This is a genomic window from Bradyrhizobium sp. HKCCYLR20261 (genome assembly GCF_051168435.1).
GTDB lineage: Bacteria > Pseudomonadota > Alphaproteobacteria > Rhizobiales > Xanthobacteraceae > Bradyrhizobium.
Genome location: NZ_JBNPUZ010000023.1, coordinates 72,227 through 96,891, shown reverse-complemented (window position 1 = coordinate 96,891; position 24,665 = coordinate 72,227). Strand labels below are relative to the sequence as shown.

Here is a 24,665-nt window from a genome sequence, read left to right as displayed (position 1 = left end):
GACATCCCACCAATGATGGAATATTGTCAGGAATCAGCCCGGTCTAAAATGTCAGGGATCAGCCCGGTCGGACACACGCGGACGGTGCTGCGTCTCTGCACCCGGCTCACCTTCCGAGGCCTGCTCTCTATCATTCACAGCACGTCTCACATCGACATACCCCTCCGATGGACTCGCGATCGGGGCTACGGATGTGCCATGCCCCTCATCCGGATTGCTGCGCAATCCGACCTCTTCCCGCAAAGGGCGGGGAGCTCGTAGGGCGATCTTTTGACTCAGTCGTACTGATCCGCCCTACGCGCTTTTCCGGGTTACGCGTTTTCAGATCCCTTCTTCGCGAAGAATTTGCTTCGCCTCTTCGTCATTGAGCGCAGCAGCTTTCCTCACCCAATAGATAGCCCGTTCTGGATCCTTTGCGGCACCATTGAGGCCATGAGCGTAGTTTACGATCATTTCCCGAATGGCCGCCAGATGACCCGCTTCCGCCACTCGCTCCTTCAAGTCGAAAGCTCGAAAATAGCGCTCCCGGGCAGTCCCGGCTCCAAGTCCGCGCCGAAGAGCTCCCGAAAGATAGAGAAGCGAATCGAAGTCCTCGGGGCGGATTGTCCGTTCGGCCTTTTCCATCCAGCGCAAACTAGAAGAGCTGTCGCCCCTATCTTGCAAATACTCAGCCATCTCGATCATGGCCAGAATGGAGCCTTTTGCTATGAACTGCTCCAAATAGGCAACAGCGCCTTCCTCTTCACCTTGTCTAAGAAGGTCCCGAGCTTCTCCCACGTCAAAGCCGATCGAGTCCGAGAAGATGCGCATGGTCTATTCCGTCGGCTTTTTGACTAGCTCGTAGGGCGGATGAGTGGAGCGTAATGCGCCTGACCGAATTCTAGCAAACGTGTTGTCCTGACAAAAGCGGCGGATTACGCCTTCGGCGAATCCGCCCTACGCGCCGGCCGCAGCAAACGCGGTCGCCGATGACTGCGCAATCTCGGCATGTGCGGTGTGCTCCCTCTCCCCGTTCTTTACGGGGAGAGGGTTGGGGTGAGGGGCAGCCACGCGAGCGGTGCGGTGTCTCTGCACGCGGCTCACCTTCCGAGGCCTGCTATCTATCATGCACAGCACGTCTCACATTGACGTGCCCGTCCGATGGACTCGCGATCGGGGCTACGGATGTGCCATGCCCCTCACCCGGATTGCTGCGCAATCCGACCTCTCCCCGCAAAGGGCGGGAAGAGGTTGCACCGGCCGCGCCGGGATCGGTTGCGTCGACAACTGCTTTTCCTGATGCGCGAACACCCGATAATCCCCAGCAATCTCAAGCTGATTTGCACTGTCCAGTCCCGCGGCGAAAAATATTCTTGTTTCTTTTTTACCGAAATCATGATCATATCTCCCCATCCCGCCCGATCGAGGGGCGCTGTCGCGAACGTCACGAAGCGTTGGGTGGGATGCGGTGGCCGGTTCTCGTCGCAGCGTGCGTCAAGCGCGCGGGCGTACGATGGGAGCCGGACGGCGAAGTCGCGTGGTCCTGATACTCCGACGCTAGTATCACGCGCTGATGCGCAAGCATCATGCGCAACGGTGGCCAGAAAGCCCGGCGCACCGGGGAGATCGCGTATAAGCCGTAAGCCCATCGCGCAGGGAAGGCCGGATGTCCGGCTGATCCTGTGGTGACCGCCGCGTGCTTTTTTTGTTGCACGCGGGCCATGGGTGTCAGTCGACGCCCGGCCTTCCCTGCGCCCTCTCCTTCCGGGAGGGACGAACGGCAGACATAGCTCGGGCGCCAAGCACGCCGCGAGGCTGCGAGCGGCTACCTGGGGATGCGAAACAGCAACAGATTTCTCGCATTGGCATCGAATGAAGAATGTTCGCCTCCATTCCGGCCGATCTGCAAAATTGCAAGGGATAAACGATCCTGCGATTGATCCGATCAGACCCGCATCGATGACTGTCAGGAGATTTCCGCACATGATCCCCTCTTCCGCTCCCCGGCTTCCGCACGCGCGGCCATGGCAGCTTGCCCGTCGCGCCCTGCTGGCGGCCAGCGTGGCCCTGCTCGGCGCGCTCACGATCACACCGGCCGGAGCCGCCGAGCCGCTGCGCATCGGCTACCAGAAATCCTCGACCCTGATCGCGCTGTTGAAGACCAATGGCGAGCTGGAGAAGGCGCTGGCGCCGCTCGACATCAAGATCTCCTGGCACGAATTCTCCAGCGGCCTGCCGCTGCTGGAGGCCATCAACATCGGCAGCATCGATGTCGGCGCCGATGTCGCCGACACCGTTCCGGTGTTCGCGCAAGCTGCCGGTGCCAAGCTCGCCTATGTCGCGGAGGAAGCCGCGTCGCCGTCGGCACAGGCGATCCTCGTGGCGACCGCCTCGCCGGTGAAGACTCTCGCCGACCTCAAGGGCAAGAAGATTGCCGTGACCAAGGGCGCCGGCAGTCATTATCTGCTGCTGTCGGCACTCGCCAAGGCTGGCCTGTCCTTCAAGGACATCACGCCGGCCTATCTGCCGCCGGCCGACGGCCGCACCGCCTTCGTCAGCAACAATGTCGACGCCTGGGTCGCCTGGGATCCGTTCCTGACCAGCACGATCCGCCAGTCCGGCGCGCGCGTGCTCGCCGACGGCAGCGACGGGCTCGCCAGCTACAAGCGCTACTACCTCGCTTCCGCCGACTACGCCGCCAAACACGGCGATGCGCTCAACGTCATCTATGGCAAGCTCGTCGAGACCGGCAAATGGGTGAAAGCCAATCCGGCCGCGGCGGCGGGCCAGCTCGCCGCGCTCTGGGGGATCGATGCGGCTACCGTCGAGGAGGCCAACAGCCACCGCTCCTACCAGGTCGGCGCCGTGACCCCGGCCGGCCTGTCGGAGCAACAGAAGATCGCCGACGCTTTTCTCGCCGAGCGGGTTCTTCCTGCGAAGGTCGATACCTCGGCGCTGGCGATCTGGACTCCGAAGGCGCCGTGAGCCAAAGATGCGACGGAACCGTGCGCCGCAACGAAGCGGCGCACGCAGCCCGACGGCGGGCCTGACTGCAAGGAGACGACTGTGACTGCCCATCTTCCCGCGCCGACCGACCGCACCACCGAGCATCCGGCACATCGCATCTTCGTCGACCGCTGGTCGCCGCGCGGCTTCACCGACGAGGCGCTGCCGGAGAGCGCGCTGCTCACCTTCATCGAGGCGGCGCGCTGGGCACCTTCTTCCTACAATTCACAGCCCTGGCGATTCCTCTACGCGCTGCGCGGCTCGGCTGAATTCGACACCTTCCTGGCGCCGCTGATCGAATTCAACCGCGGCTGGGCGCAGCACGCCGCCGCGCTGGTCTACGTGGTCTCCAAGAAGACCTTCATTCCGGCCGGCAAGACCGAGCCGGCGCCGACCCGCACGCATTCCTTCGATGCCGGCGCCGCCTGGGCCAACTTCGCCAACCAGGCCGCGTTGTCGGGCTGGGCCACCCACGGCATGAGCGGCTTCGACGTCGCCGCCGCGCAGACCGCGCTCGGCGTGCCCGACGGCTTCGCCGTGGAGATCGCGATCGCGGTGGGACGCAAGGGCGACGGCGAGAAGCTTCCGGCCGGGCTCAAGGACCGCGAGAAACCGAGCCCGCGACTCGCCATTGCCGAGATCGCCACGGCGGGCCTGTTCCCGAAGAGCTTCGGCTGACGACGCGACGCGTTCAGGGACGGCGTGATGGCGCCGCCCCTGACGCCCGGTGAAATCTGTGGCAGAAAGCGGGACCATCGTCAGACGAGAGCCGAGATCCGCATGCCGCCGCCGAAACCGCCTGCCTTCGAGACCCTGAGCCTGCATGCGGGCCAGCATCCGGATCCCGCGACCGGCGCCCGTGCGGTGCCGATCTATCAGACCACGTCCTACGTGTTCGACGATACCGAGCACGCGGCAGCTCTGTTCAATCTCGAACGCGCCGGCCACATCTACACCCGCATCTCCAACCCGACCACGGCGGTGCTCGAGGAGCGCCTTGCGGCGCTGGAAGGCGGCGTCGGCGCGGTCTGCACCGCGAGCGGCCAGGCGGCGCTGCATCTGGCGATCGCCACCATCCTCAATGCCGGCGACCACATCGTGGCCTCGTCCTCGCTCTATGGCGGCACCATCAACCTGCTGGCGCACACGCTGCCGCGGTTCGGCATCACCACGAGCTTCGTCAAGCCGCGCGACCTCGACGGCTTCAGCGCCGCGATCAAGCCGAACACGCGCCTCGTCATCGGCGAGACGCTGGGCAATCCCGGCCTCGAGGTGCTGGATATTCCCAAGGTCTCGGCGATCGCGCACGCCGCCGGCATCCCGCTGCTGATCGACAACACCTTCGCCACCCCCTACCTCAGCCAGCCGATCGCGCAAGGCGCGGACATCGTGATGCATTCGGCGACCAAATGGCTCGGCGGGCATGGCATCGCGATCGGCGGCGCCCTCATCGATGGCGGCCGCTTCGACTGGCGGGCGTCGGGCAAGTTTCCGCAGCTCACCGAGCCCTATGCCGGCTATCACGGCATCGTCTTCGACGAGCAGTTCGGGACCGCCGCGTTCATCATGCGCGCGCGCACCGAGGGCCTGCGCGATTTCGGCGCCTGCCTGTCGCCCACCAACGCCTTTCATCTGCTGCAGGGCGTCGAGACCCTGCATCTGCGCATGGAGCGCCATGTCGCCAATACGGCCGCGGTGCTTTCCGCGCTCACCGCAAACAAGGCCGTCGACTGGGTGCTGCATCCCTCGCTGGAGACGCATCCGGACCACGCGCTCGCCAGGGAGCTCTTGCCGCGCGGCGCCGGCTCGATTGTCTCGTTCGGCATCAAGGGCGGCCGCCCCGCGGGCCGCAAGTTCATCGAGAGCCTGAAGCTGATCAGCCATCTCGCCAATGTCGGCGACGCCAAGACGCTGGTGATTCATCCGGCCTCCACCACGCATCAGCAGATGGACGCGGCGCAGCTCGCGGCGTCGGGAATCGGCGAGGAGCTGATCCGGCTGTCGGTCGGCATCGAGGCGGCCTCTGACATCATCGACGATCTCGGACAGGCGCTGCGCGCCTCGCAGAAGGTGTGAGCCATGCAACTGTCCATCCAGGACCGCGAGGTGTTCGTGGCGACCGGCGGCCGCGCGTTCGATGCCCCCCTCCCCGCCGTCGTCTTCGTGCACGGCGCCGGCTTCGACCATTCGGTCTGGGCGCTGCACAGCCGCTGGTTCGCCCATCACGGCTTTGCCGTGCTGGCCCCCGACCTGCCCGGCCATGGCCGCTCCGCCGGGCCGGCGCTGCCGACGATCGCCGCGATGGCCGATTGGGTCGCCGCGCTGCTGCAGGCGGTGGATGCGAAGCCCGCGCATCTGATCGGCCATTCGATGGGCTCGCTGATCGCGCTCGACGCCGCCGCGCGCCATCCGGAACGAGTTTCGGCGCTGAGCCTGATCGGCACCGCAGCCACGATGACGGTCGGACCGGATCTGCTGAAGGCCGCCGAGAGCAACGATCACGCGGCGATCGACATGGTCTCGATCTGGGGTCTCGGCTTTGCAGCCGAGCTCGGCGGCAGCCGCGCGCCCGGCCTGTGGATGCATGGCGGCGCGCAGGCGACGCTGGAGCGCTGTGCGCCGGGCGTGCTGTTCAACGATCTCTCCGCCTGCAACAACTATCAGGATGCGCTGGCAGCGGCAGCCAGGATCAAGGTGCCGACGCGTCTCATCCTCGGCGAGAAGGACATGATGACGCCGGTGAAGGCCGGCAAGGCGCTGGCTGCGGCGATCGCGCAGTCGCGCACGATCGTGCTGCCGGGTGCGGGACACACGATGATGGCGGAATGTCCGGACGCGCTGCTCGACGCATTGATCGATTAGTTGCGCCTGGTTGTTCCGTCGCGGAACGAAGGCGATCTGGGGCGCGACCTTTGCGCCCGTGAGAATTAGGAACGCGGTGTAACGCGCTCGATTGGTGGTTGGTGAAACCTCAAGGAGCGCAACAATGCGAAAGACAATTCTCACGCTGCTCGCCGCGACCGTGATCGCGGCCGGCTCGGTCGGTGCGGCCTTCGCGCAAGGCGGCGGCGGTGGCGGCGGATCGGGCGGCGGCGCAGGTGGAGGATCCGGCGGTGCCGGAGCGGGCGCCGGCGGATCCGGCGCAGGTGGTTCTGGCGCCGGCGGAGCAGGCGCTGGCGGATCTGGAGCCGGCGGCGCCGGCTCGGGCGGGGCCGGTGGCGCGGGCGCCGGTGCAGCGGGATCATCGGGCGCGGGCTCCGGTTCGGGCAGCTCAGCCGGCGGCGGTGGTCCGAGCCACGTGGAGCGTGGCGGCCAGGGCGCGTCGAGCCCGCCCGGCATGCGCAACGAGCGGACCCCGTCGACCAACGGCGTCGTTCCGCCGCGCTGACGCAAGCAACACATCGCAGCGGCTCGCCGAGCCGCTGCGACCTTATGGCAACGATGCGACGTCGTGCCACCGATTGAGGCGACGCGGTGACGCAGAGCGGGCCGTTGTGGCAAAACGTGGCTTCTCCTATCTCGGTCGCAGAAAGGAGCAACGCAGATGAACCTGCGAAGACTTGCGGCCGCAGCGACCGTCGGAACTCTCGCGCTGTCCGTCGCAACATCCGCGACCGCGGCGCCGATGCTGCCGGCTCATCCGGCCCCGGCAGCCGGAATCGCCGACACCGGTGGAGTTCAGACCATCGCGTACCGGCACTGGCGCGGCGGACATGACTGGCACCCCGGTCTCGGACGTCGTCACGGCTATCAATACGGCTATCGGCCCCATCACGACACCAAGGGCGCCGCCGTCGCCGCGAGCGCGATGCTCGGCAGCGCCGTCGCGAACAGCCGCGCGGAGGCGAGCCGCGCGGAGATTGCCTGCTCGCAACGCCACCGGTCCTACGACCCGCGCTCGGGCACCTATCTCGGCAAGGATGGCCGCCGTCATCTCTGCCGCTAGCAAGATGTCCGGCGGATGCTGCAGGCGCGTCTACGACAAACGTACCGCGACAATCGGTCCGCCGCGAGAACTGAAACCAAGCTTCTGTCGTTCGGATTGAGCAAGACCCATCACCACGGGAGAAATCAGAATGATGACTTTCAAGGCCGCCGCGACCCTGGCCATCGCCGGCGCGATCTCTTTGTCCACCCTGCAATCGGTCTCCGCAGCGCCGCTGACATCGCTCTCCGCGTCAGCAAAGCCGGCTGAGACATCGCACGCCGTTCAGGTCGGCTATCGCGGCTGGCACCATCATGGCGGCTGGGGCGGCGGTGCGGCGATCGGAGCCGGGCTTCTGGCCGGCGCCGTGATCGGATCGGCGATTGCCGCGCCGAGCTACGGCTACGCGCCCTACCCGTCCTACGGCTATGGCGGCTATCGCTATGCGAGTTCCCCCTATTACGGCTACGGCGGCGGCTACTACCCGGTGAGCTCCTATCGTCCGTACTATGGCGGCTATGGCTACAGCTATGCCCCGCGCCCGGTCTATCGCAGCTATGGCTACTACAACCACCATCGCCCCTGGCGGCACAGCTATGGCTACTACCGCGGTCCCGGGTTTGGCCATCATCACGGCTGGCACGGCGGCCGGCATTTCGGACACCGCCATGGCCATGGCGTGATCCGCACGCACCATCGCTGGTGATGGTTCACGTCCCGGTGCGATCGGCCACCCGCTCGCACCGGGACGACCTCTTCACGCTTCGGCCGCTGCTGCCGGCCGCTGTCGCGCTTCGATGAGGTGCCGATCGATCCGTGCCACCTCGGCCGCCGGGATGACGTACTCATCGTGGTCGCGCCAGGCGAACACGACAAACGTCGCGAACGCCCCCATTGCACCAAGCGCGACCATCCACCAGATGTGCCAGATCAGCGCGAAGCCCATGACCGTGGCGAAGAACGCGCAGACGAACCCGGTAGGAGAGTTTTTCGGCAGCTCGATGTCCTGATAGTCCGTCTTCCTGGTGTGAAGCTGCTGGTCCTTGGTGTTTTCCTTGATCCGCCAATACGCATCCTGCCCCGTCACATTGGGGAGCACCGCAAAGTTGAACACGGGCGGCGGCGAGGACGTGGCCCATTCCAGCGAGCGGCCGTCCCATGGATCACCGGTCGTATCGCGCAACTGCTCGCGATCGCGGATGCTGAACACGAGCTGGAGGATCTGGAGGATGACGCCGATCGCGAGCAGCGCCGTGCCGACGGTCGCCGCCGCCAGCCAGGGGCGCCATTCGGCGACGTCGTAATGCTGCATGCGCCGGGTCATGCCGATCAGTCCTACCACATAGAGCGGCATGAACGTTACGTAGAAACCGATCAGCGTGAACCAGAACGCCGCCTTGCCCCAGCTCTCGTAGAGGCGGAAGCTAAAGGCCTTCGGAAACCAGTAGGTGATGCCCGCGAACACGCCGAACAGCACCCCGCCGATGATCACGTTGTGGAAATGCGCCACCAGGAACAGGCTGTTGTGCAGCAGAAAATCCGCCGGCGGCACCGCGACCAGCACGCCCGTCAGCCCACCGATCATGAAGGTGATCATGAAGCCGATGGACCACAGCATGGGGGTCGTAAAACGCACTCGGCCGCCGTACATCGTGAACAGCCAGTTGTAGATCTTCACGCCCGTGGGCACCGCGATGATCATGCTGGCGATCCCGAAGATCGCGTTCACGTTGGGCCCCGCCCCCATCGTGAAGAAATGATGCAGCCAGACCATGAAGGAGACGACGCAGATCGCCATCGTCGCCAGCACCATCGAGCGATAGCCGAACAGCGACTTGCTCGAGAACGTGGCGACGACCTCCGAATAGATGCCGAAGGCCGGCAGAACCAGGATGTAGACCTCGGGATGCCCCCAGGCCCAGATCAGGTTCATGAACATCATCATGTTGCCGCCGGCCTCATTGGTGAAGAAGTGGAAGCCGAAATAGCGGTCGAGCATCAGCATCGTCAGCGTCGCCGTCAGGATCGGAAAGGCCGCGACGATCAGAAGATTGGAGGCGAGCGTGGTCCAGCAGAACATCGGCATGCGCAGATAGCTCATGCCCCTCGTGCGCAGCTTGAGCACTGTCGTGACGAGGTTGATGCCGGCGACCAGCGTTCCGATCCCGGAGATTTCCAGCGCCCAGATGTAGTAGTCGACGCCCACGCCGGGCGAATAGGTCATCTCGGAGAGCGGCGGAAACGGCAGCCAGCCGGTCCGCGCGAACTCGCCGATGACGAGCGAGACATTGACCAGCAGCGCGCCGGACGCGGTCAGCCAGAACCCGACCGAATTGAGCGTGGGAAACGCGACGTCGCGGACGCCGAGCTGCAGCGGCACGACGAGATTCATCAGTCCGATCACGAACGGCATCGCCACGAAGAAGATCATGATGGTGCCGTGGGCGGAGAAGATCTGGTTGTAGTGCTCAGGCGGCAGATAGCCGTTCGAATGGAACGCCACCGCCTGCTGCGTCCGCATCATGATCGCGTCGGTGCCGCCACGCAGCAGCATCACGAAGGCCAGCAGGATGTACATCACGCCGATCCGCTTGTGATCGACGCTGGTGATCCATTCGCGCCAGAGATAGGGAAAGTATCCCTTCGCGAACACCCAGCCGAGCACGCCGAGGATCGCGACCAGCACAAGCCCGGCGGCAGCGAGCGGAATGGGCTGGCCGAACGGAATGGCCGACCAATCGAGCTTGCCGAGCATGCAGCCTCCGGTTCAGTGATGCGAGCGGACACGCGGCGTGGCGCGCGGGCGGCGTCCCCGTGCAATCATCACCAACGCCAGGCCACCGAGCCCGACCGCGAGACCGATCTTGCTGAGCTGGCCCGCAGGCGGCAGCTTCTTGCGACCGAGCCATCCGCCGCTCACCGCCGTGCCCGCTGCAATCGGAGCCAGCACGGCTCCGGAACTGCGCGGCGCCATGTGGGCTCGCGACAGCAGGAAGCGGAAGGCCGAGCTCATCAGTCGCTCCGTCGGCCGCCGCGCCAAGGCGTAGGAGACCTGTCCGAGCCGGGCCGGCCAACCGACGGCGATCTCGTCGCGCGGCGCGCGAATGAGCTGCACGAACGTCTCTGCCACGTCCTCGGGCCGATACAGCAGCGGACCGGGGTCGAGGTTGCGGCCGGACATGTTGGCGCCATGAACGAAGCCGGGCGTATCCACCATCGCAGGGAACACGCTGCAGACGTGAATGTCCTTGTGAGCCGCGAGCTCCTGGCGCAGGCTGGCCGAGAAGCCGCGCAAGCCGAACTTGCTCGCCGTGTAGGCCGCTGCGAACGGCGTCGGCGCCCAGCCACCCAGCGAGATGTTGTTGATCAACGTGCCCCGTCGCTGCCGCAGGAAGATCGGCAGCACCGCATAGGCGCCGTTCATCGTGCCAAGGAGATTGACCTCGATCGTCTTGCGGTGAAGCGCGATATCGGCATCCTGATAGGCGCCGAACACCCCGGTCCCGGCATTGTTGATCCAGATGTCGATGCCGCCGAAGGTCTGCACGGCCTGCTCGGCCAGCCGCTTGACCTGCTCAGCGTCGGTCACATCGGTGCCGACCGCCAGGGCGCGTCCGCCGAGCGTCTCGCATTCGGCGGCAACATCCTTCAGCACGTCCTCGCGCCGCGCGGCGAGCACGATGCTCGCCCCTTCCCGCGCAAGCGCGAGCGCCGTTGCCCGGCCGATGCCGCTGGAGGCGCCGGTGACGACGACGCGGGTTCCTCTCAGATCGCGCATCAGCCGTCGCGCCTCCGGCGAGGCATCGATCAGCCAGCCGAGCGAGCGACGCAGTTGCTGCGTCCCGCCGCTGTCGAACCACCGACCATGCGCGAAGATGACGCGCTCAGGCGACAGCGCGATCAGGCGCGCCGCAGCGAGGCGCACGGCGCGACCTCCCAGCCGCAACAGCATCCGCAAATAGGCCGGCGCCTTGCCATCGGGCGCCGTGATGCCAAGCAGGCTGGCAGCCGGGCGCGACAGGAGACCCAAGCTCTCCGGCGCGAGATTCTGCACGAGATCGGTCAGGATCAGGGTCCGGCTCGGCCGATGAAATACTTCGACCTCGGTGAAGAACGGGGCCGAGACCAAGACCAGCTGCAGATCTTCGGACCATTCGTCCGGGGTGACATCGGTGAGCTCGCGATCGATGCGCAGGCGGCTGCGGCGAACCTGTCGACGCTCGGCGAGACCGGGCGCCGCATAGACGCGCGCGTGAGGAAGCGCCGCCTGCCAGTCCGGCAGGAACATCCAATGCGCGACGTTCGGAGCGAGCAGATATTTAATCGGACCGAGCCGTTCCAGCTCCTCGCGCAGCGCGAGGGAATATCGCGTGGGCGAATGCAACAGCAGATCTCCGCTCGACAGGCGGATCACGGTCATGCGGATCGGGAGCGGCAGACCGGCCGCGCTGATGCGCCCGGCGTCGACGATCCAGACGTTCTCTGCGACGGCGCGCAAGCCGTGGCCGAAGCTTCGAGATGTTTGATCCATGCGAGGTCCGCCGACGAGATGCCCGTCAACAAACCTCCGGAGCGGCTCATGGTTTCAATCGTCCGGACCGGCGCCGGCGGAACGCCGCCTGCCATCTATCCTCGAAGTTCCGGACTACCGCCGGAGCGGCGCGAGCATGGTCGGCGCAAGCCGCGTTTCCCAGCCGTGACGTTCGAGTTCGGGATCGTCGTGCTCCTCCTGGGGCCAGCCGATGCACAGATAGGCGATCAGGCTCCACTCCGGCGGCAGATCGAGATCCCGGCACAGCGCACTGGGATCAACGATCGACACCCAGCCGACGCCGAGTCCCTCGGCGCGCGCGGCGAGCCAGAAGGTCTGGATCGCCGCGACCACCGAATAGCGCAGCGTTTCCGGCATCGAGACGCGGCCGAGACGATAACCGGTCGCCGTGCCCTCGTCGGCACAGACCGCGAGATGCACGGGTGCCTGTGTGAGACCCTCCAGCTTGAGGCTCGCATACAGCGCACGCCGCTCGCCGTCATAGCCGGCCAGTGCCGCCTCATTGCTGCGCTTGAAATTTGCGATGACGGCTGCGCGCCGCTCCGCACTTTCGACCAGCACGAAGCGCCAGGGCTGGCAGAAGCCCACCGACGGCGCATGGGATGCGAGGGTCAGAAGCTGCTGGATCAGTTCCGAGGATACGGCATCGCTGCGGAAGCGGCGCACGTCGCGGCGCCAGCGAACCAGCTCGGCGAAGCGCGCCCTGAACGAGGCATCGAATTGCGGCGGCACCTGCTTGGCAGAGCTCATGCGGCCTCTCCGCTCAGGACATGCAGAAACGATCCCGTCACGGAGCCGCGCCGCGAGCCACGCTCGGCGATCGCTCGGCCCGAGGCGTCTCGACAGGCGATCAGCGGATCGTCCGCTTCGCTCAGGATCGTCGCGTAGTGGAACTCGTGACCGTGAACGGAAGCTCCCTTCACACCGAGGCTGCAGTCGGCCAGCAAGGTGGCATGACGGTAGCCAAGATGGAGCCGGCGGCTGGCGAACGATGTTTCCAGCCCGAGCAGTCCGGCCATCGCGTGCCGCGTACCCTTTGCATCTTCGAGCCCCGCACCGAGCGTCATATAGCCACCGCACTCGCCATGGATCGGCACACCGCGCGCCGCCATCGCGCGGAGGCCGGCGAGAAAAGCCTGAGCGGCTGCAAGTCGCCCGGCATGGAGTTCGGGATAGCCGCCGGGCAGCCACACCGCATCGGCGGCCGCATCGGGCGCATCGTCGTTCAGCGGCGAGAACGGCACGATGTCGGCGCCCGCAGCGCGCCAATGTCGCAACAGATGTGGATAGCTGAAAGAGAACGCGGCATCGGAGGCCAGCGCGATGCGCTGACCGGGCGGCCGGATCCCGAAGCCGGCGTCGCCGTGCTGCTCCCGGCCATGCCCCGCGCGCGCGCGCGCCAACAATGCGTCCAGATCGACCGATCGGGAGATCTGGTCGGCGAGATTGTCGAGATGGCTCTCGATCGCCGTGATCTCCTGCGCCTGGACCAGGCCGAGGTGGCGCTCCGGCAGCGTGAGCGTCTCGTTGCGGGCCAGCGCGCCGAGCACATCGAGGCCGATGGTCTTGAAGCCGGGATCGATCAGGGCGCGGTGCCGTTCGCTCGCGAGCCGGTTCAGGATGACGCCGGCAATCTGCACGTCGGCGCGGAACTTCGCGCAGCCCAGCGCGATGGCCGCAGCCGTCTCGGTCTGTCCGCTCACGTCGAGGACGAGCAGGACCGGCCAGCCGAGCAGCGCGGCGATATCAGCGGCCGAACCCCGGCCCGCCCGGCCGGGTTGCGGCGCGCCGTCGAACAGGCCCATGACGCCCTCGACGACGGCGATGTCAGCGTCCGCGGTCACGGCGGACACGAGCCCCTGCAACTGAGCCGCCGACATCGCCCAGCCGTCGAGATTGTAGCTCGTGCGCCGCGCCGCCACGGTGTGAAAGGCGAGGTCGATGTAGTCGGGCCCGCATTTGAACGGCTGCACCCGCGTGCCCCGCCGGGCCAGTGCCCGCAGCAGCCCGAGCGTCACCGTGGTCTTGCCGGCGCCCGAGCGCGGCGCCGCGATGATGATCCCCCTTGGCGCCGTGATGGTCATGGCTGGAACACCGCCACGTCGCAACGAAATGTGCTATGCGCTGCGGGATGACGGGAACGAGCGAGGCGCCGAACCGACCGCTGAAGCGTGGCTGGACCACCGGCAGCTGCGCCACGGCCGCCGCGCGCGCGGCGTATGAGCTGCTGATCACCGGCAGCTGTCCCGCCATGGTCGAGATCGCCCTGCCCGGCGGACGCCGCGTCAGCTTCGCCGTGGCGATGCACGAGGGCGACGGCACGCGCGCCACGGCCGGTGTCATCAAGGATGCCGGCGACGATCCCGACGTCACGCATGGCGCCTTGGTCAAGGCCACGGTGCAGCGGGAGCTTGCGGACGCCGGTGTCACCTTTCGTGCCGGCCCCGGCGTCGGCACAATCACCAGGCCCGGCCTGCCGCTGCCGCCTGGTGAGCCCGCGATCAATCCGGTGCCGCGCGAGATGATGACGGCAGCTCTCGACGAGGCTGCCCGTGCGCTCGGCGCGACACGGGATGTCGTCGTCGAAATCTCGATTCCAGGCGGGGAAGAGCTGGCGAAGAAGACGCTGAACCCGCGGCTCGGCATCGTCGGCGGGCTGTCGATCCTGGGCACCACGGGCATCGTGGTGCCGTTCAGCTGCGCCGCGTGGATCCACTCGATCTATCGCGGCATCGACGTCGCCCGTGCCGCCCGCCTGCCGCATGTCGCCGGCGCGACGGGGAGCACATCGGAGAAGGCCGTGCAGCAGCTGTTCGGCCTGCCGGAGGCTGCGCTGATCGACATGGGCGACTTCGCCGGCGGCATGCTGAAATATCTGCGCCGCCATCCGGTGGCCCGCGTCACCGTGGCCGGCGGCTTCGCCAAGATGACCAAGCTCGGCCAGGGACTCCTGGACCTGCATTCGCGCGCGGGCGAGGTCGATCTCGGCTGGCTGGCCGAGACGCTGCACAAGGCGGGCGCTCCCGACGAACTGGTCGCGCGCGCGCGCAGCGCCAACACCGCGCTGCAGGTGTTGCAGGACTCCGAGCGTGCGGGCTTCCCAGCGGGAGCGGCCGTGGCGGACGCGGCGTGGCAGACGGCGCATCGTGCGCTGGGGAACGAGGCGATCGCGCTCGATGTCGCCGTGTTCGACCGTGACGGCCGGCTGGTGGGACAGAGCAGCGGACCGGCTCATTCGCCTCTCCCGCGGAAACGCCGCTGATAGTCGGCGTCGTACAGCGCGCTGTTGCGGAAATCCTCCGAGCCGAGCGCGCGGCCGACGAGAATCAGCGCTGTACGCTCCATCGCCTCCGCCGCGATCTGGCCCGCGATCGTCGCGAGCGTGCCGGTGACGACGCGCTGATCCGGCCAGCTCGCGCGATAGACGATCGCGACCGGACAATCGTCACCGTAATGCGGACGCAGCTCGTCGACGACCTTGTCGAGAACATGGATCGACAGATGAATGGCGAGCGTGGCGCGCGACTGCGCGAACAGCGACAACTGCTCCGTCTCCGGCATCGCCGAGGCGCGGCCGGAGGTGCGTGTCAGCACCACGGACTGCGCAAGCCCCGGCAGCGTCAGCTCGCGGCCGAGCGCCGCTGCGGCCGCCGCGAACGAGGGTACGCCGGGCGTGATCGTATAGGCGATGTCCAAGGCATCGAGTCGCCGCAGCTGCTCGCCGAGCGCGCTCCAGATCGAGAGATCACCGGAATGCAGCCGCGCGACGTCTTGACCGGCTTCCGTCGCCCGCGCCATTTCGGCGATGATCTCTTCGAGCGACAGCGGCGCCGTATCGACGATGCGCGCGCCAGGCGGACAATGATCGAGCAGCGCCTTCGGGACCAGCGAGCCGGCATAGAGACAGACCGGACAGCGCGCGATCAAATCGCGGCCGCGCACGGTGATCAGGTCTACTGCGCCAGGGCCGGCGCCGATGAAATGGACCGTCATGACATCAGCTCCGCAGGGCCCTCGCCTTCCGCGATGGCGCAGGTCGCGGAGGCATGAGCGAGCCGCGGCAGAATCAATCGCGCATTCCGGCCGGCCGCGGCGAGCGCCGCAGTTTCCGCGACCGACGGCACGCCCTTGAGACGCTGCACGCGATCGCTGCGGGTGACCGTGAGATCGGCGACCGCCGAGAGTTCGTCAGCCGCGATTCCAAGCAGCGGACGCTGCAGGCGCTTTGCGGTCTCGATGATGCCGGGCTCGTCCTGTTTGTCGGCGGCCGTTGCGATCACGGTGATCTCGGCGGTCGAAAGCCGCGCAACGGTCAGAGCTTGAACCACCACCGCCTCGATCGCGTCGGCGCTGATGTCGCGGCGGCAGCCGATCCCGAGCGCGATCATGGCTTCGTCACCCGCCACTGCGTCACCGGCATGGCCTGCCGCCAGCCATGCATGCGGCCGACCGGCTCGATGCGCGAGACGGCGATGCGAATGAGATCGCCGCCGTGTCTGCCGAACAGATCGGTGACCCGTGCCTCGCCTTCGAGCGAAATCACGTTGGCCACGAGGCGGCCGCCCGGCTTCAGCTTCGCCCATGCCGTCTCGAACACACCCTGCTCCGAAATGCCGCCGCCGATGAAGATCGCATCCGGCGGCTCGAGATCGGCGAGCACCGCCGGTGCGCGCCCCAGCACGATCCTGAGATCGGGCGCACCGAGCGCGAGCGCGTTGCGCATCGCGCGGTCGGCGCGGTCCTGCCGCGCCTCGATGCCGATCGCGCGCAGTGTGCCATGGCGCAGCAGCCACTCGATCGCGACCGAACCGGAGCCCAGGCCCACATCCCACAGTAGCTCGCCTGGCTGCGGCGCAAGAGCCGAGAGCGTGACTGCACGCACATCGCGCTTGGTGAGCTGGCCATCATGTTCGAACAGATCGTCAGCGAGGCCCGAGGTCAGTGGGATCACCGGCGCGTCGGGCTCGGCAATCACCTCCAAGGCGATCGTCGTCAACGAGTTGATGTCCGAGAGGTCAAAGGCGCTGGCCGTCGCGCTTCGCACCCGCTCGTGCGGACCGCCGATGGCTTCGAGCACCGTCAGGCGCGAGCGCCCCATCCGCCGCGACGTCAACAAGGCTGCGAGCTTTGCGGGCGTCGAACCGTCCCAGGCCAACGCGAGAATACGCACGCCGGGCGCCAGATGCCGGATGATACCTTCGAGCGGACGGCCGTGCAGCGTCACCTGCGCTATATCCTGCAGGGACCAGCCAAGCCGCGATGCCGCCAGACTGAAGGCGGAAGGCTGCGGCACGCATAGCATCTCAGCGGCAGCGAAGCGCTGCATCAGCTGCTTGCCGACGCCGTAGTTGAAGGGGTCACCGCTGGCGAGCACGACGACCGGCTCACCCCGGCGCGCCGCGATCTGATCGAAGGCCAGATGGAGCGGGCTCGGCCACGCCAGACGCTCGCCAGCAATCAGGGGCGATGCGAGCTCCAGATGACGCACGCCGCCGACAACCAGGGCCGCCTGCGCAATGAGACGACGCGCGGGCGCCGAGAGCCCCTCGACGCCATCCTCGCCGATGCCGATGATGGACAGCCAGCGCGCCGCGTTGCAAGTTGCGCCCGGATTTACCATGGACCCTGCCCCGCATGCGCGTTCTCATTCTCGGCGGCACGACCGAAGCATCGGAGCTGGCGCGGCTGTTGGCGGACGACGGCCGCTTCGCGGCGACGCTCTCGCTCGCAGGCCGCACCGTCGCGCCACGGCCGCAGCCGCTGCCGACACGCATCGGCGGCTTCGGCGGCACTGCCGGTCTGGAGGCGTGGCTGCGCGATCATGCTGTCGACGCGGTGATCGACGCGACGCATCCTTATGCCGACCAGATCTCGCGCAACGTCGTTGCGGCCTGCGCTGCGCTGGCGCTGCCGCTGGCATCGATCCGGCGCGCGGCCTGGCAGCGCGAAGACGGTGACCGCTGGATCGAGGTCGACAGTTCCGAGGCGGCGGCCGCAGCGCTCGGCGCAACTGCTGTCCGCGTGTTCCTCAGCCTCGGCCGGCTGGAGCTGACGGCCTTTGCCGCGGCTCCGCAGCATCACTACATCGCCCGCACGATCGATCCGCCCGGCGACATCCTGCTGCCGCCGGACATCAGCTTCATCTCCGATCGCGGCCCGTTCGATGCTGCGAAAGAGCATGACTTCCTGGTCCAGGAGCGCATCGCCATCGTCGTCTCGAAAAATTCCGGCGGCGTTGCGACTTACCCGAAGATCGCGGCGGCGCGCCGGCTCGGCATTCCCGTGGTGATGATCGCGCGGCCCGATAAGCCGCATGGCGTTGCGCTGGAGAGCGCAACTGCGGCCGTGCGCTGGCTCGAGGATCAGCTCGCTCATGCGCCGCCCTCGACTTCGCGGCGGAGCGTGTAGACAAAGGGCGACTTGCCCTCGCGCGTGATCAGGCGTGTCGCCGCCGATCCAATCAGGACCAGCGTGCGCATGTCGGCCTTCGCGGGATCGACCTCGCCGAGCGTCGTGATGATCCGGCTGACATCGCCGCTCCCTGCGGCGCGGACCATCACGACCACGGTCGACGACGGCTTGAGCTGCCGCAGCAATGCAAACGCTTCGCCGAGCTGATGCGGACGCGCCTTGGAGAGCGGGTTGTAGAGCGCGACGACGAAATCGGCGGCGGCCGCCGCCTCCAGTCTTCGCCTGATCGTGGTCCAGCTCTTGAGATTGTCGGACAGCGAGATCGCGCAGAAGTCACCGCCGAGCGGCGCGCCGACTTCGGCTGCGGCGGCCAGCATCGCCGTGACACCAGGCTCGACGCGGATATCCAGATCACGCCAGGCCCGCGGTCCTGCCTCGACCGCTTCGAACACCGCCGCCGCCATCGCGAACACGCCGGGATCGCCGCCGGATACGACCGCGACCTGCCTGCCTTCACTGGCGAGCGTCAGCGCGTGGCGCGCACGATCGAGCTCCACGCGATTGTCGCTGGCATGGCGGATCTGGCCCGGACGGCTCGTCGTGACGCGATCGAGATAGGGTCCGTAGCCGATGAGGTCGGTCGCCCGTGCGATCGCAGCAGATGCCGCAGGCGTCATCAGCTCGGCCCGGCCGGGACCGACACCGGCGATGGTGAGCGTTCCCGTCACAGCCGGCGCCCCTGCCCTGGAATCAGGATCATGGAGAAGTAAGGCCCGCGATCCTGCTCGATCTCCGCCAGCGGCGCGACGCGCTCGGCCTCCATCGTCCCCCGCTCGACATAGACGGCGCGGTCGAGCAAGCCCGCGGCGGCAATCGCGCGCTTCACCTTGGTCAGGTTGCGCCCGACCTTCATGATCACGGCGGCCTCGCAGCGCTTCAGTCGATCGCAAAGAACCTCTTCGGTCAGCGTGCCCGGCAGCACCGAGAGGATGTCGTCGCCCCAGGTGATCGGGACATTGGCCTTGGTCCAGCAGCCGGACATGCCGGTCACGCCAGGTACGACCTCGACGCGATGATCCTGCTCAAGGCGGCGCCACATATGCATGAACGAGCCGTAGAAGAAGGGATCGCCCTCCGACAGCAGCCCCACCGAGCGGCCGGCCACGAGATGCGCCGCGATGCTGTCGGCGGCACGGTGATAGAAGTCGCCGATCTGCGCCTGGTAGCTGGGATCGGCAACCGGCACCTCCTCGGTGACCGGATATTCGAGTCGCAATTCGTGCCGGGCGGCGTCCATCAGCGGCGCCACGATCCGGCGCGCATTGCCCTCCATGCCGCGCTTGGCGAAGAACGCCACCACATCGACCGAGCGGATCAGGCCGGCGGCACGCAAGGTCAAATAGCGTACGTCGCCGGGACCGACGCCGATGCCATACAGCGTGCCGGGGTCGGCCGTGCCCGCAATGGTGTCGAGCAGGCTCATTCGACATCGCTCGCGATGGCATTCACCGCCGCAACCGCCATCGCGCTGCCGCCCTTGCGTCCCCGGACGATCAGATAGGGCACGCGGCCGTCGGCTGCGAGCGCCTCCTTCGACTCGCGCGCGCCGACAAAGCCGACCGCCGTGCCGATCACGGCCGCAGGCCGCGGCGCGTCCTGGTCGAACATGTCGAGCAGATGAAACAGCGAGGTCGGCGCATTGCCGATCGCCACCAGCGCGCCGTCGAGATGCGGCCGCCACAGCTCAAGCGCCGCGGCCGAACGCGTCGTGCCGAGCTTTGCCGCCAGCGCCGGCACCTGCGGGTCATCGAGCGTGCAGATGATCTCGTTCCCGGCCGGCAGGCGCGCGCGCGTGATGCCCTGCGCCACCATCTTGGCGTCGCACAGGATCGGCGCCCCGCGATCGAGCGCGGCGCGCGCCGCGGCGGCGAACTGATCCGACATCTCGATATCCGAGGTGATCTCGACCATGCCGCAGGCATGGATGATGCGCACCGCGATCTTCTCTTCCAGTCCGTGGAAGCGCGACAGGTCGGCTTCGGCGCGAATGGTGGCGAAGGAGCGACGATAGATCTCCGCGCCATCCTTGATGTAGTCGCGCAGGTCAGACATCGGCCTTCTCTCTTGCCTTGAACAGCGCAACCGCCCCCGGGTCGAGATGAGCCGGATCGACGATGCCGCAGGGCTCGCTTCTCACGGTACCGTTGCGCACGATGCGATAGTGGTCGCTCTCGCCGATCAGCACGACGTCGGCAGACGCCGAGCGCGCGCAACCCTTGGCACAGCCGGAGACATGCAGCGAGCCTTGAAACCTAGTGCGAGCCATCGCGTCCGCGAGCACGCGCGCATGCTGCCGCGTGGCGAGCGCGGTCGATGAACAGCAGCCGACGCCGGAACAGGCATCGATCCGCATCATCGGATCAGCATCGTCGACGATCAGGCCGAGGGTTGCCGCATCGGCGATGATCTGCCCGGCCACCGCGCGCCCGGCGGCGACATAGAGCGTGCGCCACGGCGACAAGCGGACCTCACCGATAGCATGGGCGGAGAGGATCTCTGCAAGATGCGCAAGCGTGTCGCTGTCGAGACGGCCGAACGGCACACCGAGTCCCGTGACGCAGAGCTCGTCCGTCAAGGTAATCAACCCGCAGCGCTGCGATGGCGACGCCGACTCCGGCTGGATGGTGCCGGACGTTTCGAGGCCGAGTTCGGCGCGGATGGCCGCGATCGCCGGCCGAGGCAGTGCCGCGGCGCGACACGTGGGGCTGAGTTGCAGCACGCAGCGCGCGAGACGTACGGCCTTGGCTGCGGCGTCAGCCATCACGGTCGTGCCGAGCCATGTCACGCCGTCGGCAGCGGCAAGTCCGATCGCGATACGGTTGCTGCCCGCAGGACCACAGGCGACGAGACGCACATCCGCGGCGAGACCGGACAGCGGCAGTCTGCCACCGCCGTCGAGCGCAAAGCTGAACTTGGCCGGCAGCGCCTGCAGTTCCGGCTCCGAGGCCAGCCGGTTTTCCAGCTCGGCCGCAATCGGGCGCATGTCGGCGATCTCAGCCGGGTCCAGTCCCGCCAGCGGATTGATGACGATGTTGCGGATCGCCTCCAGCTCGGCACTGTCGTCGAGCAGTTGGAGCGAGGACATGACGTCCCACAACGGCGCCAGGGTTTGCTGCGAGACGCCGCGGATCTGCAGATTGGCGCGGCGGGTCAGGTCGATCTGGCCATTGCCGAAGCGCCTGGAGGCATCGGCCAGCGCATGCAGCGCCGCGACCGGCAGCGCGCCGCCATGCGGCCGGACGCGGACGATGAGACCGTCGCCGCTCGGCATCGGCCGACGCGCGCCCGGACACCAGCCCTTGATCTCGGCGGCGGTCACGAGACACTCTCCCTCTGGGTCAGACGCTCGCGGGCCGACGCGAGTTCGTCAGCGACAGCGTTGCGGCGCGGCACCCAGCGCTGCCGGCGCAGCAGATCCTCGAAGCGCGACACGATCGACGCGACCGCTGCCGGATTGCGCGCGATCATCGCGTCCAACACTGCCTCGTCGCGCAGCAGCGCCCCATGCGCCAGATCAAACAGGTGCTCGGGCACGGCGTCCGAGGTCGCCGCGAAGGCATAGAGCGCGTCGACCCCCTGCGCAATCTCGGCGACACCGCGGTAGCCGTGTCCGAGCATGCCCGAAATCCAGCGCGGATTGGTGAGGCGGCCGCGCACGACGCGGGCGATCTCCTCGCTGAAGGTGCGCGCCTTCGGCGCCTCGGGCCGGCTGGTGTCGAGATGCAGCAGCGCCGGCGTGGCGCCGAGCGCGGCGGCCGCCGCGGCGAAGCCGCCGGCGAAGTCGGCGACCTCCTCGCCATCGAGCAGGTCGCGCTCGCGATCGTCCTGCGGATGCACCAGCGCATCGGCGCCGCGGACGCGGGCTCGAAACGTCTCGGCGGCCGACAGGCCGTCATGCACGCCGCCGAAGCTGAAGCCGGTGGCGTCGAGATAAGCGTCACCGAGCTCAGCCCGGCTCTCCCAAGCCATGCCAAGCGCGAGATCGGCGGCCACGGCGCCGTAGCTGCCGGGCGCGCCGCCGAACACGCGTGCGAGGCTTTCGCCGCGCCGCCGCGCCGCCGCCAGCGGATTATCGGCATCGTCCTCGTCGAGCGCCGCGACCTTCTGCACGGCGAGATCGAACAGCGCGATCTGCGCCTCGAACAGGTCGCGAAACAGCCCGGAGATCCGCAGCGTCGCATCGATGCGCGGACGATCGAGCATCGCGAGCGGCATCACGTCGACGCCGGTGACGCGGTTGGAATTGAGATCCCAGTGCGGACGCACGCCGAGATAAGCGAGCGCCTGGGCGAGATCGTCGCCGCCGGTGCGCAGCGAGGCGGACGCCCAGAGATCGAGCATCAGCGCGCGCGGATAGTCGCCATGGTCCTGCAGATAGCGCCGGATCACCTCGTCGGCGGCGCGCGCGCCGACCAGCGCGGCCGTGCGCGTCGGAATCGCGCGCGGATCGATCGCGGTGAGATTGCGCCCCGTCGGCAGCACGTCGAGCCGGCCGCGGCTCGGCGCGCCGGCCGGACCTGCTGCCACGCGGCGGCCATCGAGGGCCGCGAGCAGCGCGCTCTGCTCCGATATAGCGCTGGCAGCGATACGGGCGCCGATCTCGGCCCGGTCGATCGTGCAACCCGCGGCGGAGATCGCATCGGCGAGCAAGGCATTCGCCGCGGCATCGGGCGCCTGCCCGAACACGTGCAGGCGCTCGCGCACGGTCAGCTCCTTGATGTCGCACAGCTGCGCGTCGAGTTGCGCGATCGCCTCGCGGCCGTTCATCCTCCGGTCCAGCCCGCAATCGGCGGCGAGACCGCTCTGCCAGGCGCGCGCGACGATCTCGTCTTCCAAAAGCTTCAGGCGGCGCTTGTCGAGCCCGTCGGCCTCGGCATATTCCTCGACCAGCCCTTCCAGCTCGAGCAGCGGACCATGCAGGCCGGCCTGCGACAGCGGCGGCGTCAGATGCCCGAGCGTCAGCGCCGACAGCCGCCGCTTGGCCTGCATCGCCTCGCCGGGGTTGTTGACGATGAAGGGATAGATCACGGGCAGCGGCCCGAGCACGGCCTCGGGCCAGCAGGCGTTCGACAACGCCAGCGCCTTGCCGGGCAGCCATTCCAGCGTGCCATGCGCGCCGAGATGGATCACCGCGTCGATGCGCTCGACCTCGCGCAGATGCGCGTAGAGCGCGACAAAAGCGTGCCGCGGCGGCACGCTGGTGTCGTGATAGCCAGCCTTGCGATCGCCGCGGCTGCCGCGATCCGGCTGCAGCAGCATGGTGAGCCGCCCCGCGCGCAGCACCGGAAAACGAAAGGCGCCGTCGCGGAAGGCCGGATCGGCATCGATCTCGCCCCAACTCTCCTGCAGCGCGCGCCGCAGATCGTCCGGCAGCAGGCCGAGCGCCCGCTGGTAGTCGGCGAGCGGAACGATGAGTTCATCCGCCTCGTCGCGCAGCAGTGCCTCGACCTGCTGCGCCGAGGGAGCATTGCCGCCAAGATCGTATCCGGCCTCTGTCAAATGCTGCGCTATCGCGGCAGCACTCGCACTGGTGTCGAGGCCGACGGCGTAGCCGCGCCGGCCTCCGCGCGCCGGATAGTCCGACAGGACCAGCGCAAGGCGGCGGTCGGCCGCGGGCGTGGTTCGCAGCCGCGCCCAATTCGCAGCGAGCCGCGCGACATAGGCGATGCGATCGGGCTGCGGCACGTAGCGCACCGCGCCGAACTGCAGCCGCTCGTCCATGTCGGCCTCGCCCTTGAAGGCGATCGGGCGGGCCAGCAGGCGGCCGTCCAGCTCCGGCAGCACGACGTTCATGGCAACGTCGGTCGGCGACAGCCCGCGCGATGACGACGTCCATGCCTCCTCGGTGCTCTGCGCCTGAATGACCTGCAGCACCGGCGCGTCGGCCATATCCAGCACGGTCGAGCCATCGTCGCGCAACGCCGAGAACGCGGTGGCATTCAGCACCACGGCGGGACGGCGCGCCGCGACCAATCGTTCGATCGCGTCGCGGATGCTCGGGTCCTTCAGGCTCGTCACCGCCACCGCCAATGCAGCGAGCCCTTCGCGCTCGATCGCCTGCATCAGCGCGGCGATGCCAGCGGTGTCCGCGGCGAGCAGGCTCGCGCGATAGAACACGATCAGCGCGACTGCTCGGCCATCGTGCTTAAGGCAGAGATCGTCGACCATGACGGCGCCGCGCTCCGGAACGAAGCCGACGATCGATCCGACCGCAACCGGCTCCGCGAACGCCGCGTCATGTCCGAGCAGCACGGCGAGATAGCGCAGCGCCTCGCGCGCGTTGCCGACGCCACCCTCGTGCAGATAGCCATACAGCCGCGCGGTTGCCTGCTGCGGCAGCGTGGAGAGCGCGTCGAGCCGGTCGTCGGCACGATCATCGCCCGGCAACGCCGCGAACAGGATGTTGCGGCTGCGGCAGACCGCGGCGATCCGCTCCATTCCATAACGCCAATAATCGAGCCCGCCGAGGCAACGCACCACGACGGCTCGCGCGCCGGTGATGACACGGTCGATATAGAGATCGACCGACATCGGGTGCTTCAGCCGCTTCAGGCTGGCGAGCCGCAGGCTCGGCAGTTCGTCCCCATGCGCCGTCCACGCTGCTGCAAGCGCCGACAGGTCGCTGTCGGAGAACGACAGCACGACGATCTCGGCTGGCGACTGCGCGAGATCGACGGCCTGTTCGAGGTCGTCGAGATCTGCGCCTGTGGTCGCCAGGAGATGCATGTCCCC

22 protein-coding genes are annotated in these 24,665 nt (G+C 67.7%); 9 read left to right on the top strand and 13 right to left on the bottom strand.

The genetic code is table 11. The features are described from left to right. Nucleotides 1-321: 321 nt before the first annotated feature. On the bottom strand, nucleotides 322-810 hold the full coding sequence (locus ACQR1L_RS32380; protein WP_434861968.1) for a hypothetical protein: 489 nt from the start codon (nucleotides 808-810) through the stop codon (nucleotides 322-324). A 1,152-nt stretch (nucleotides 811-1,962) separates the two neighbouring features. On the opposite strand from ACQR1L_RS32380, the gene ACQR1L_RS32375 reads away from it, so the two are divergent. From ACQR1L_RS32375 to ACQR1L_RS32345, 7 genes are all read left to right on the top strand, one after another. Continuing rightward, nucleotides 1,963-2,964, top strand: coding sequence for an aliphatic sulfonate ABC transporter substrate-binding protein (locus tag ACQR1L_RS32375; RefSeq protein ID WP_434861967.1), 1,002 nt, complete (start codon nucleotides 1,963-1,965; stop codon nucleotides 2,962-2,964). Nucleotides 2,965-3,045: 81 nt separating this feature from the next. Next, nucleotides 3,046-3,663: a nitroreductase family protein gene (locus ACQR1L_RS32370; protein WP_434861966.1), complete on the top strand. Its 618-nt coding sequence runs from the start codon at nucleotides 3,046-3,048 to the stop codon at nucleotides 3,661-3,663. Between the two features lie 102 nt (nucleotides 3,664-3,765). Further along, nucleotides 3,766-5,061 (top strand): O-acetylhomoserine aminocarboxypropyltransferase, encoded by a 1,296-nt coding sequence (locus ACQR1L_RS32365; protein WP_434861965.1) that lies wholly within the window; start codon nucleotides 3,766-3,768, stop codon nucleotides 5,059-5,061. 3 nt (nucleotides 5,062-5,064) lie between these two features. After that, on the top strand, nucleotides 5,065-5,847 hold the full coding sequence (locus ACQR1L_RS32360; protein ID WP_434861964.1) for an alpha/beta fold hydrolase: 783 nt from the start codon (nucleotides 5,065-5,067) through the stop codon (nucleotides 5,845-5,847). Between the two features lie 124 nt (nucleotides 5,848-5,971). Beyond that, nucleotides 5,972-6,373: a hypothetical protein gene (locus ACQR1L_RS32355; RefSeq protein ID WP_434861963.1), complete on the top strand. Its 402-nt coding sequence runs from the start codon at nucleotides 5,972-5,974 to the stop codon at nucleotides 6,371-6,373. 156 nt (nucleotides 6,374-6,529) lie between these two features. Further along, on the top strand, nucleotides 6,530-6,931 hold the full coding sequence (locus ACQR1L_RS32350; protein WP_434861962.1) for a BA14K family protein: 402 nt from the start codon (nucleotides 6,530-6,532) through the stop codon (nucleotides 6,929-6,931). A gap of 130 nt (nucleotides 6,932-7,061) precedes the next feature. Further along, a complete protein-coding gene (locus tag ACQR1L_RS32345) occupies nucleotides 7,062-7,616 on the top strand; it encodes a hypothetical protein (RefSeq protein ID WP_434861961.1) in 555 nt (184 codons plus the stop codon). A 51-nt stretch (nucleotides 7,617-7,667) separates the two neighbouring features. Here ACQR1L_RS32345 and cyoB read toward each other — a convergent pair whose 3' ends face one another. The 4 genes from cyoB to ACQR1L_RS32325 form a co-directional block, all read right to left on the bottom strand. Beyond that, the gene (gene cyoB / locus ACQR1L_RS32340) at nucleotides 7,668-9,665 is read right to left on the bottom strand and encodes a cytochrome o ubiquinol oxidase subunit I (protein WP_434861960.1); all 1,998 of its coding nucleotides are present in this window, start codon (nucleotides 9,663-9,665) and stop codon (nucleotides 7,668-7,670) included. 12 nt (nucleotides 9,666-9,677) lie between these two features. Continuing rightward, entirely contained in the window at nucleotides 9,678-11,441 is a 1,764-nt protein-coding gene (locus tag ACQR1L_RS32335) for an SDR family oxidoreductase (RefSeq protein WP_434861959.1), read from the bottom strand. Nucleotides 11,442-11,555: 114 nt separating this feature from the next. Continuing rightward, complete coding sequence (bluB, locus tag ACQR1L_RS32330; protein WP_434861958.1) at nucleotides 11,556-12,212, bottom strand: 5,6-dimethylbenzimidazole synthase; 657 nt, start codon at nucleotides 12,210-12,212, stop codon at nucleotides 11,556-11,558. Beyond that, the gene (locus ACQR1L_RS32325) at nucleotides 12,209-13,546 is read right to left on the bottom strand and encodes a cobyrinate a,c-diamide synthase (protein WP_434861957.1); all 1,338 of its coding nucleotides are present in this window, start codon (nucleotides 13,544-13,546) and stop codon (nucleotides 12,209-12,211) included. Before ACQR1L_RS32325 ends, bluB begins: the two co-directional genes overlap by 4 nt. 35 nt (nucleotides 13,547-13,581) lie before the next feature. Between ACQR1L_RS32325 and ACQR1L_RS32320 the strand changes: the two genes are divergently transcribed. After that, nucleotides 13,582-14,724: a cobalt-precorrin-5B (C(1))-methyltransferase gene (locus ACQR1L_RS32320; RefSeq protein ID WP_434861956.1), complete on the top strand. Its 1,143-nt coding sequence runs from the start codon at nucleotides 13,582-13,584 to the stop codon at nucleotides 14,722-14,724. Here the strand turns inward: ACQR1L_RS32320 and cobM are convergent. The 3 genes from cobM to cbiE are packed head-to-tail and all read right to left on the bottom strand — an operon-like array spanning nucleotide 14,694 to nucleotide 17,082. Continuing rightward, a complete protein-coding gene (cobM, locus tag ACQR1L_RS32315) occupies nucleotides 14,694-15,455 on the bottom strand; it encodes a precorrin-4 C(11)-methyltransferase (protein ID WP_434861955.1) in 762 nt (253 codons plus the stop codon). The genes ACQR1L_RS32320 and cobM overlap by 31 nt on opposite strands. Then, entirely contained in the window at nucleotides 15,452-15,850 is a 399-nt protein-coding gene (locus ACQR1L_RS32310) for a cobalamin biosynthesis protein (RefSeq protein WP_434861954.1), read from the bottom strand. Before ACQR1L_RS32310 ends, cobM begins: the two co-directional genes overlap by 4 nt. Beyond that, nucleotides 15,847-17,082 (bottom strand): precorrin-6y C5,15-methyltransferase (decarboxylating) subunit CbiE, encoded by a 1,236-nt coding sequence (gene cbiE / locus ACQR1L_RS32305; protein ID WP_434861953.1) that lies wholly within the window; start codon nucleotides 17,080-17,082, stop codon nucleotides 15,847-15,849. The genes ACQR1L_RS32310 and cbiE overlap by 4 nt, the downstream gene beginning before the upstream one ends. A 14-nt stretch (nucleotides 17,083-17,096) precedes the next feature. Between cbiE and ACQR1L_RS32300 the strand changes: the two genes are divergently transcribed. Then, on the top strand, nucleotides 17,097-17,870 hold the full coding sequence (locus tag ACQR1L_RS32300) for a cobalt-precorrin-6A reductase (protein ID WP_434861952.1): 774 nt from the start codon (nucleotides 17,097-17,099) through the stop codon (nucleotides 17,868-17,870). Here the strand turns inward: ACQR1L_RS32300 and cobJ are convergent. From cobJ to cobN, 5 genes are read right to left on the bottom strand one after another with little or no spacing between them, the layout of a single operon-like run. Then, nucleotides 17,834-18,601 (bottom strand): precorrin-3B C(17)-methyltransferase, encoded by a 768-nt coding sequence (gene cobJ, locus ACQR1L_RS32295; RefSeq protein ID WP_434861951.1) that lies wholly within the window; start codon nucleotides 18,599-18,601, stop codon nucleotides 17,834-17,836. The two genes, ACQR1L_RS32300 and cobJ, sit on opposite strands and share 37 nt — an antisense overlap. After that, nucleotides 18,598-19,356, bottom strand: a complete 759-nt coding sequence (locus ACQR1L_RS32290; RefSeq protein ID WP_434861950.1) for a precorrin-2 C(20)-methyltransferase — start codon at nucleotides 19,354-19,356, stop codon at nucleotides 18,598-18,600. Before ACQR1L_RS32290 ends, cobJ begins: the two co-directional genes overlap by 4 nt. Beyond that, nucleotides 19,353-19,985, bottom strand: coding sequence for a precorrin-8X methylmutase (locus ACQR1L_RS32285; protein ID WP_434861949.1), 633 nt, complete (start codon nucleotides 19,983-19,985; stop codon nucleotides 19,353-19,355). The genes ACQR1L_RS32290 and ACQR1L_RS32285 overlap by 4 nt, the downstream gene beginning before the upstream one ends. Beyond that, nucleotides 19,978-21,252: a precorrin-3B synthase gene (cobG, locus tag ACQR1L_RS32280; RefSeq protein ID WP_434861948.1), complete on the bottom strand. Its 1,275-nt coding sequence runs from the start codon at nucleotides 21,250-21,252 to the stop codon at nucleotides 19,978-19,980. The genes ACQR1L_RS32285 and cobG overlap by 8 nt, the downstream gene beginning before the upstream one ends. Then, nucleotides 21,249-24,659: a cobaltochelatase subunit CobN gene (cobN, locus tag ACQR1L_RS32275; protein ID WP_434861947.1), complete on the bottom strand. Its 3,411-nt coding sequence runs from the start codon at nucleotides 24,657-24,659 to the stop codon at nucleotides 21,249-21,251. Before cobN ends, cobG begins: the two co-directional genes overlap by 4 nt. Between the last annotated feature and the right edge of the window lie 6 nt (nucleotides 24,660-24,665).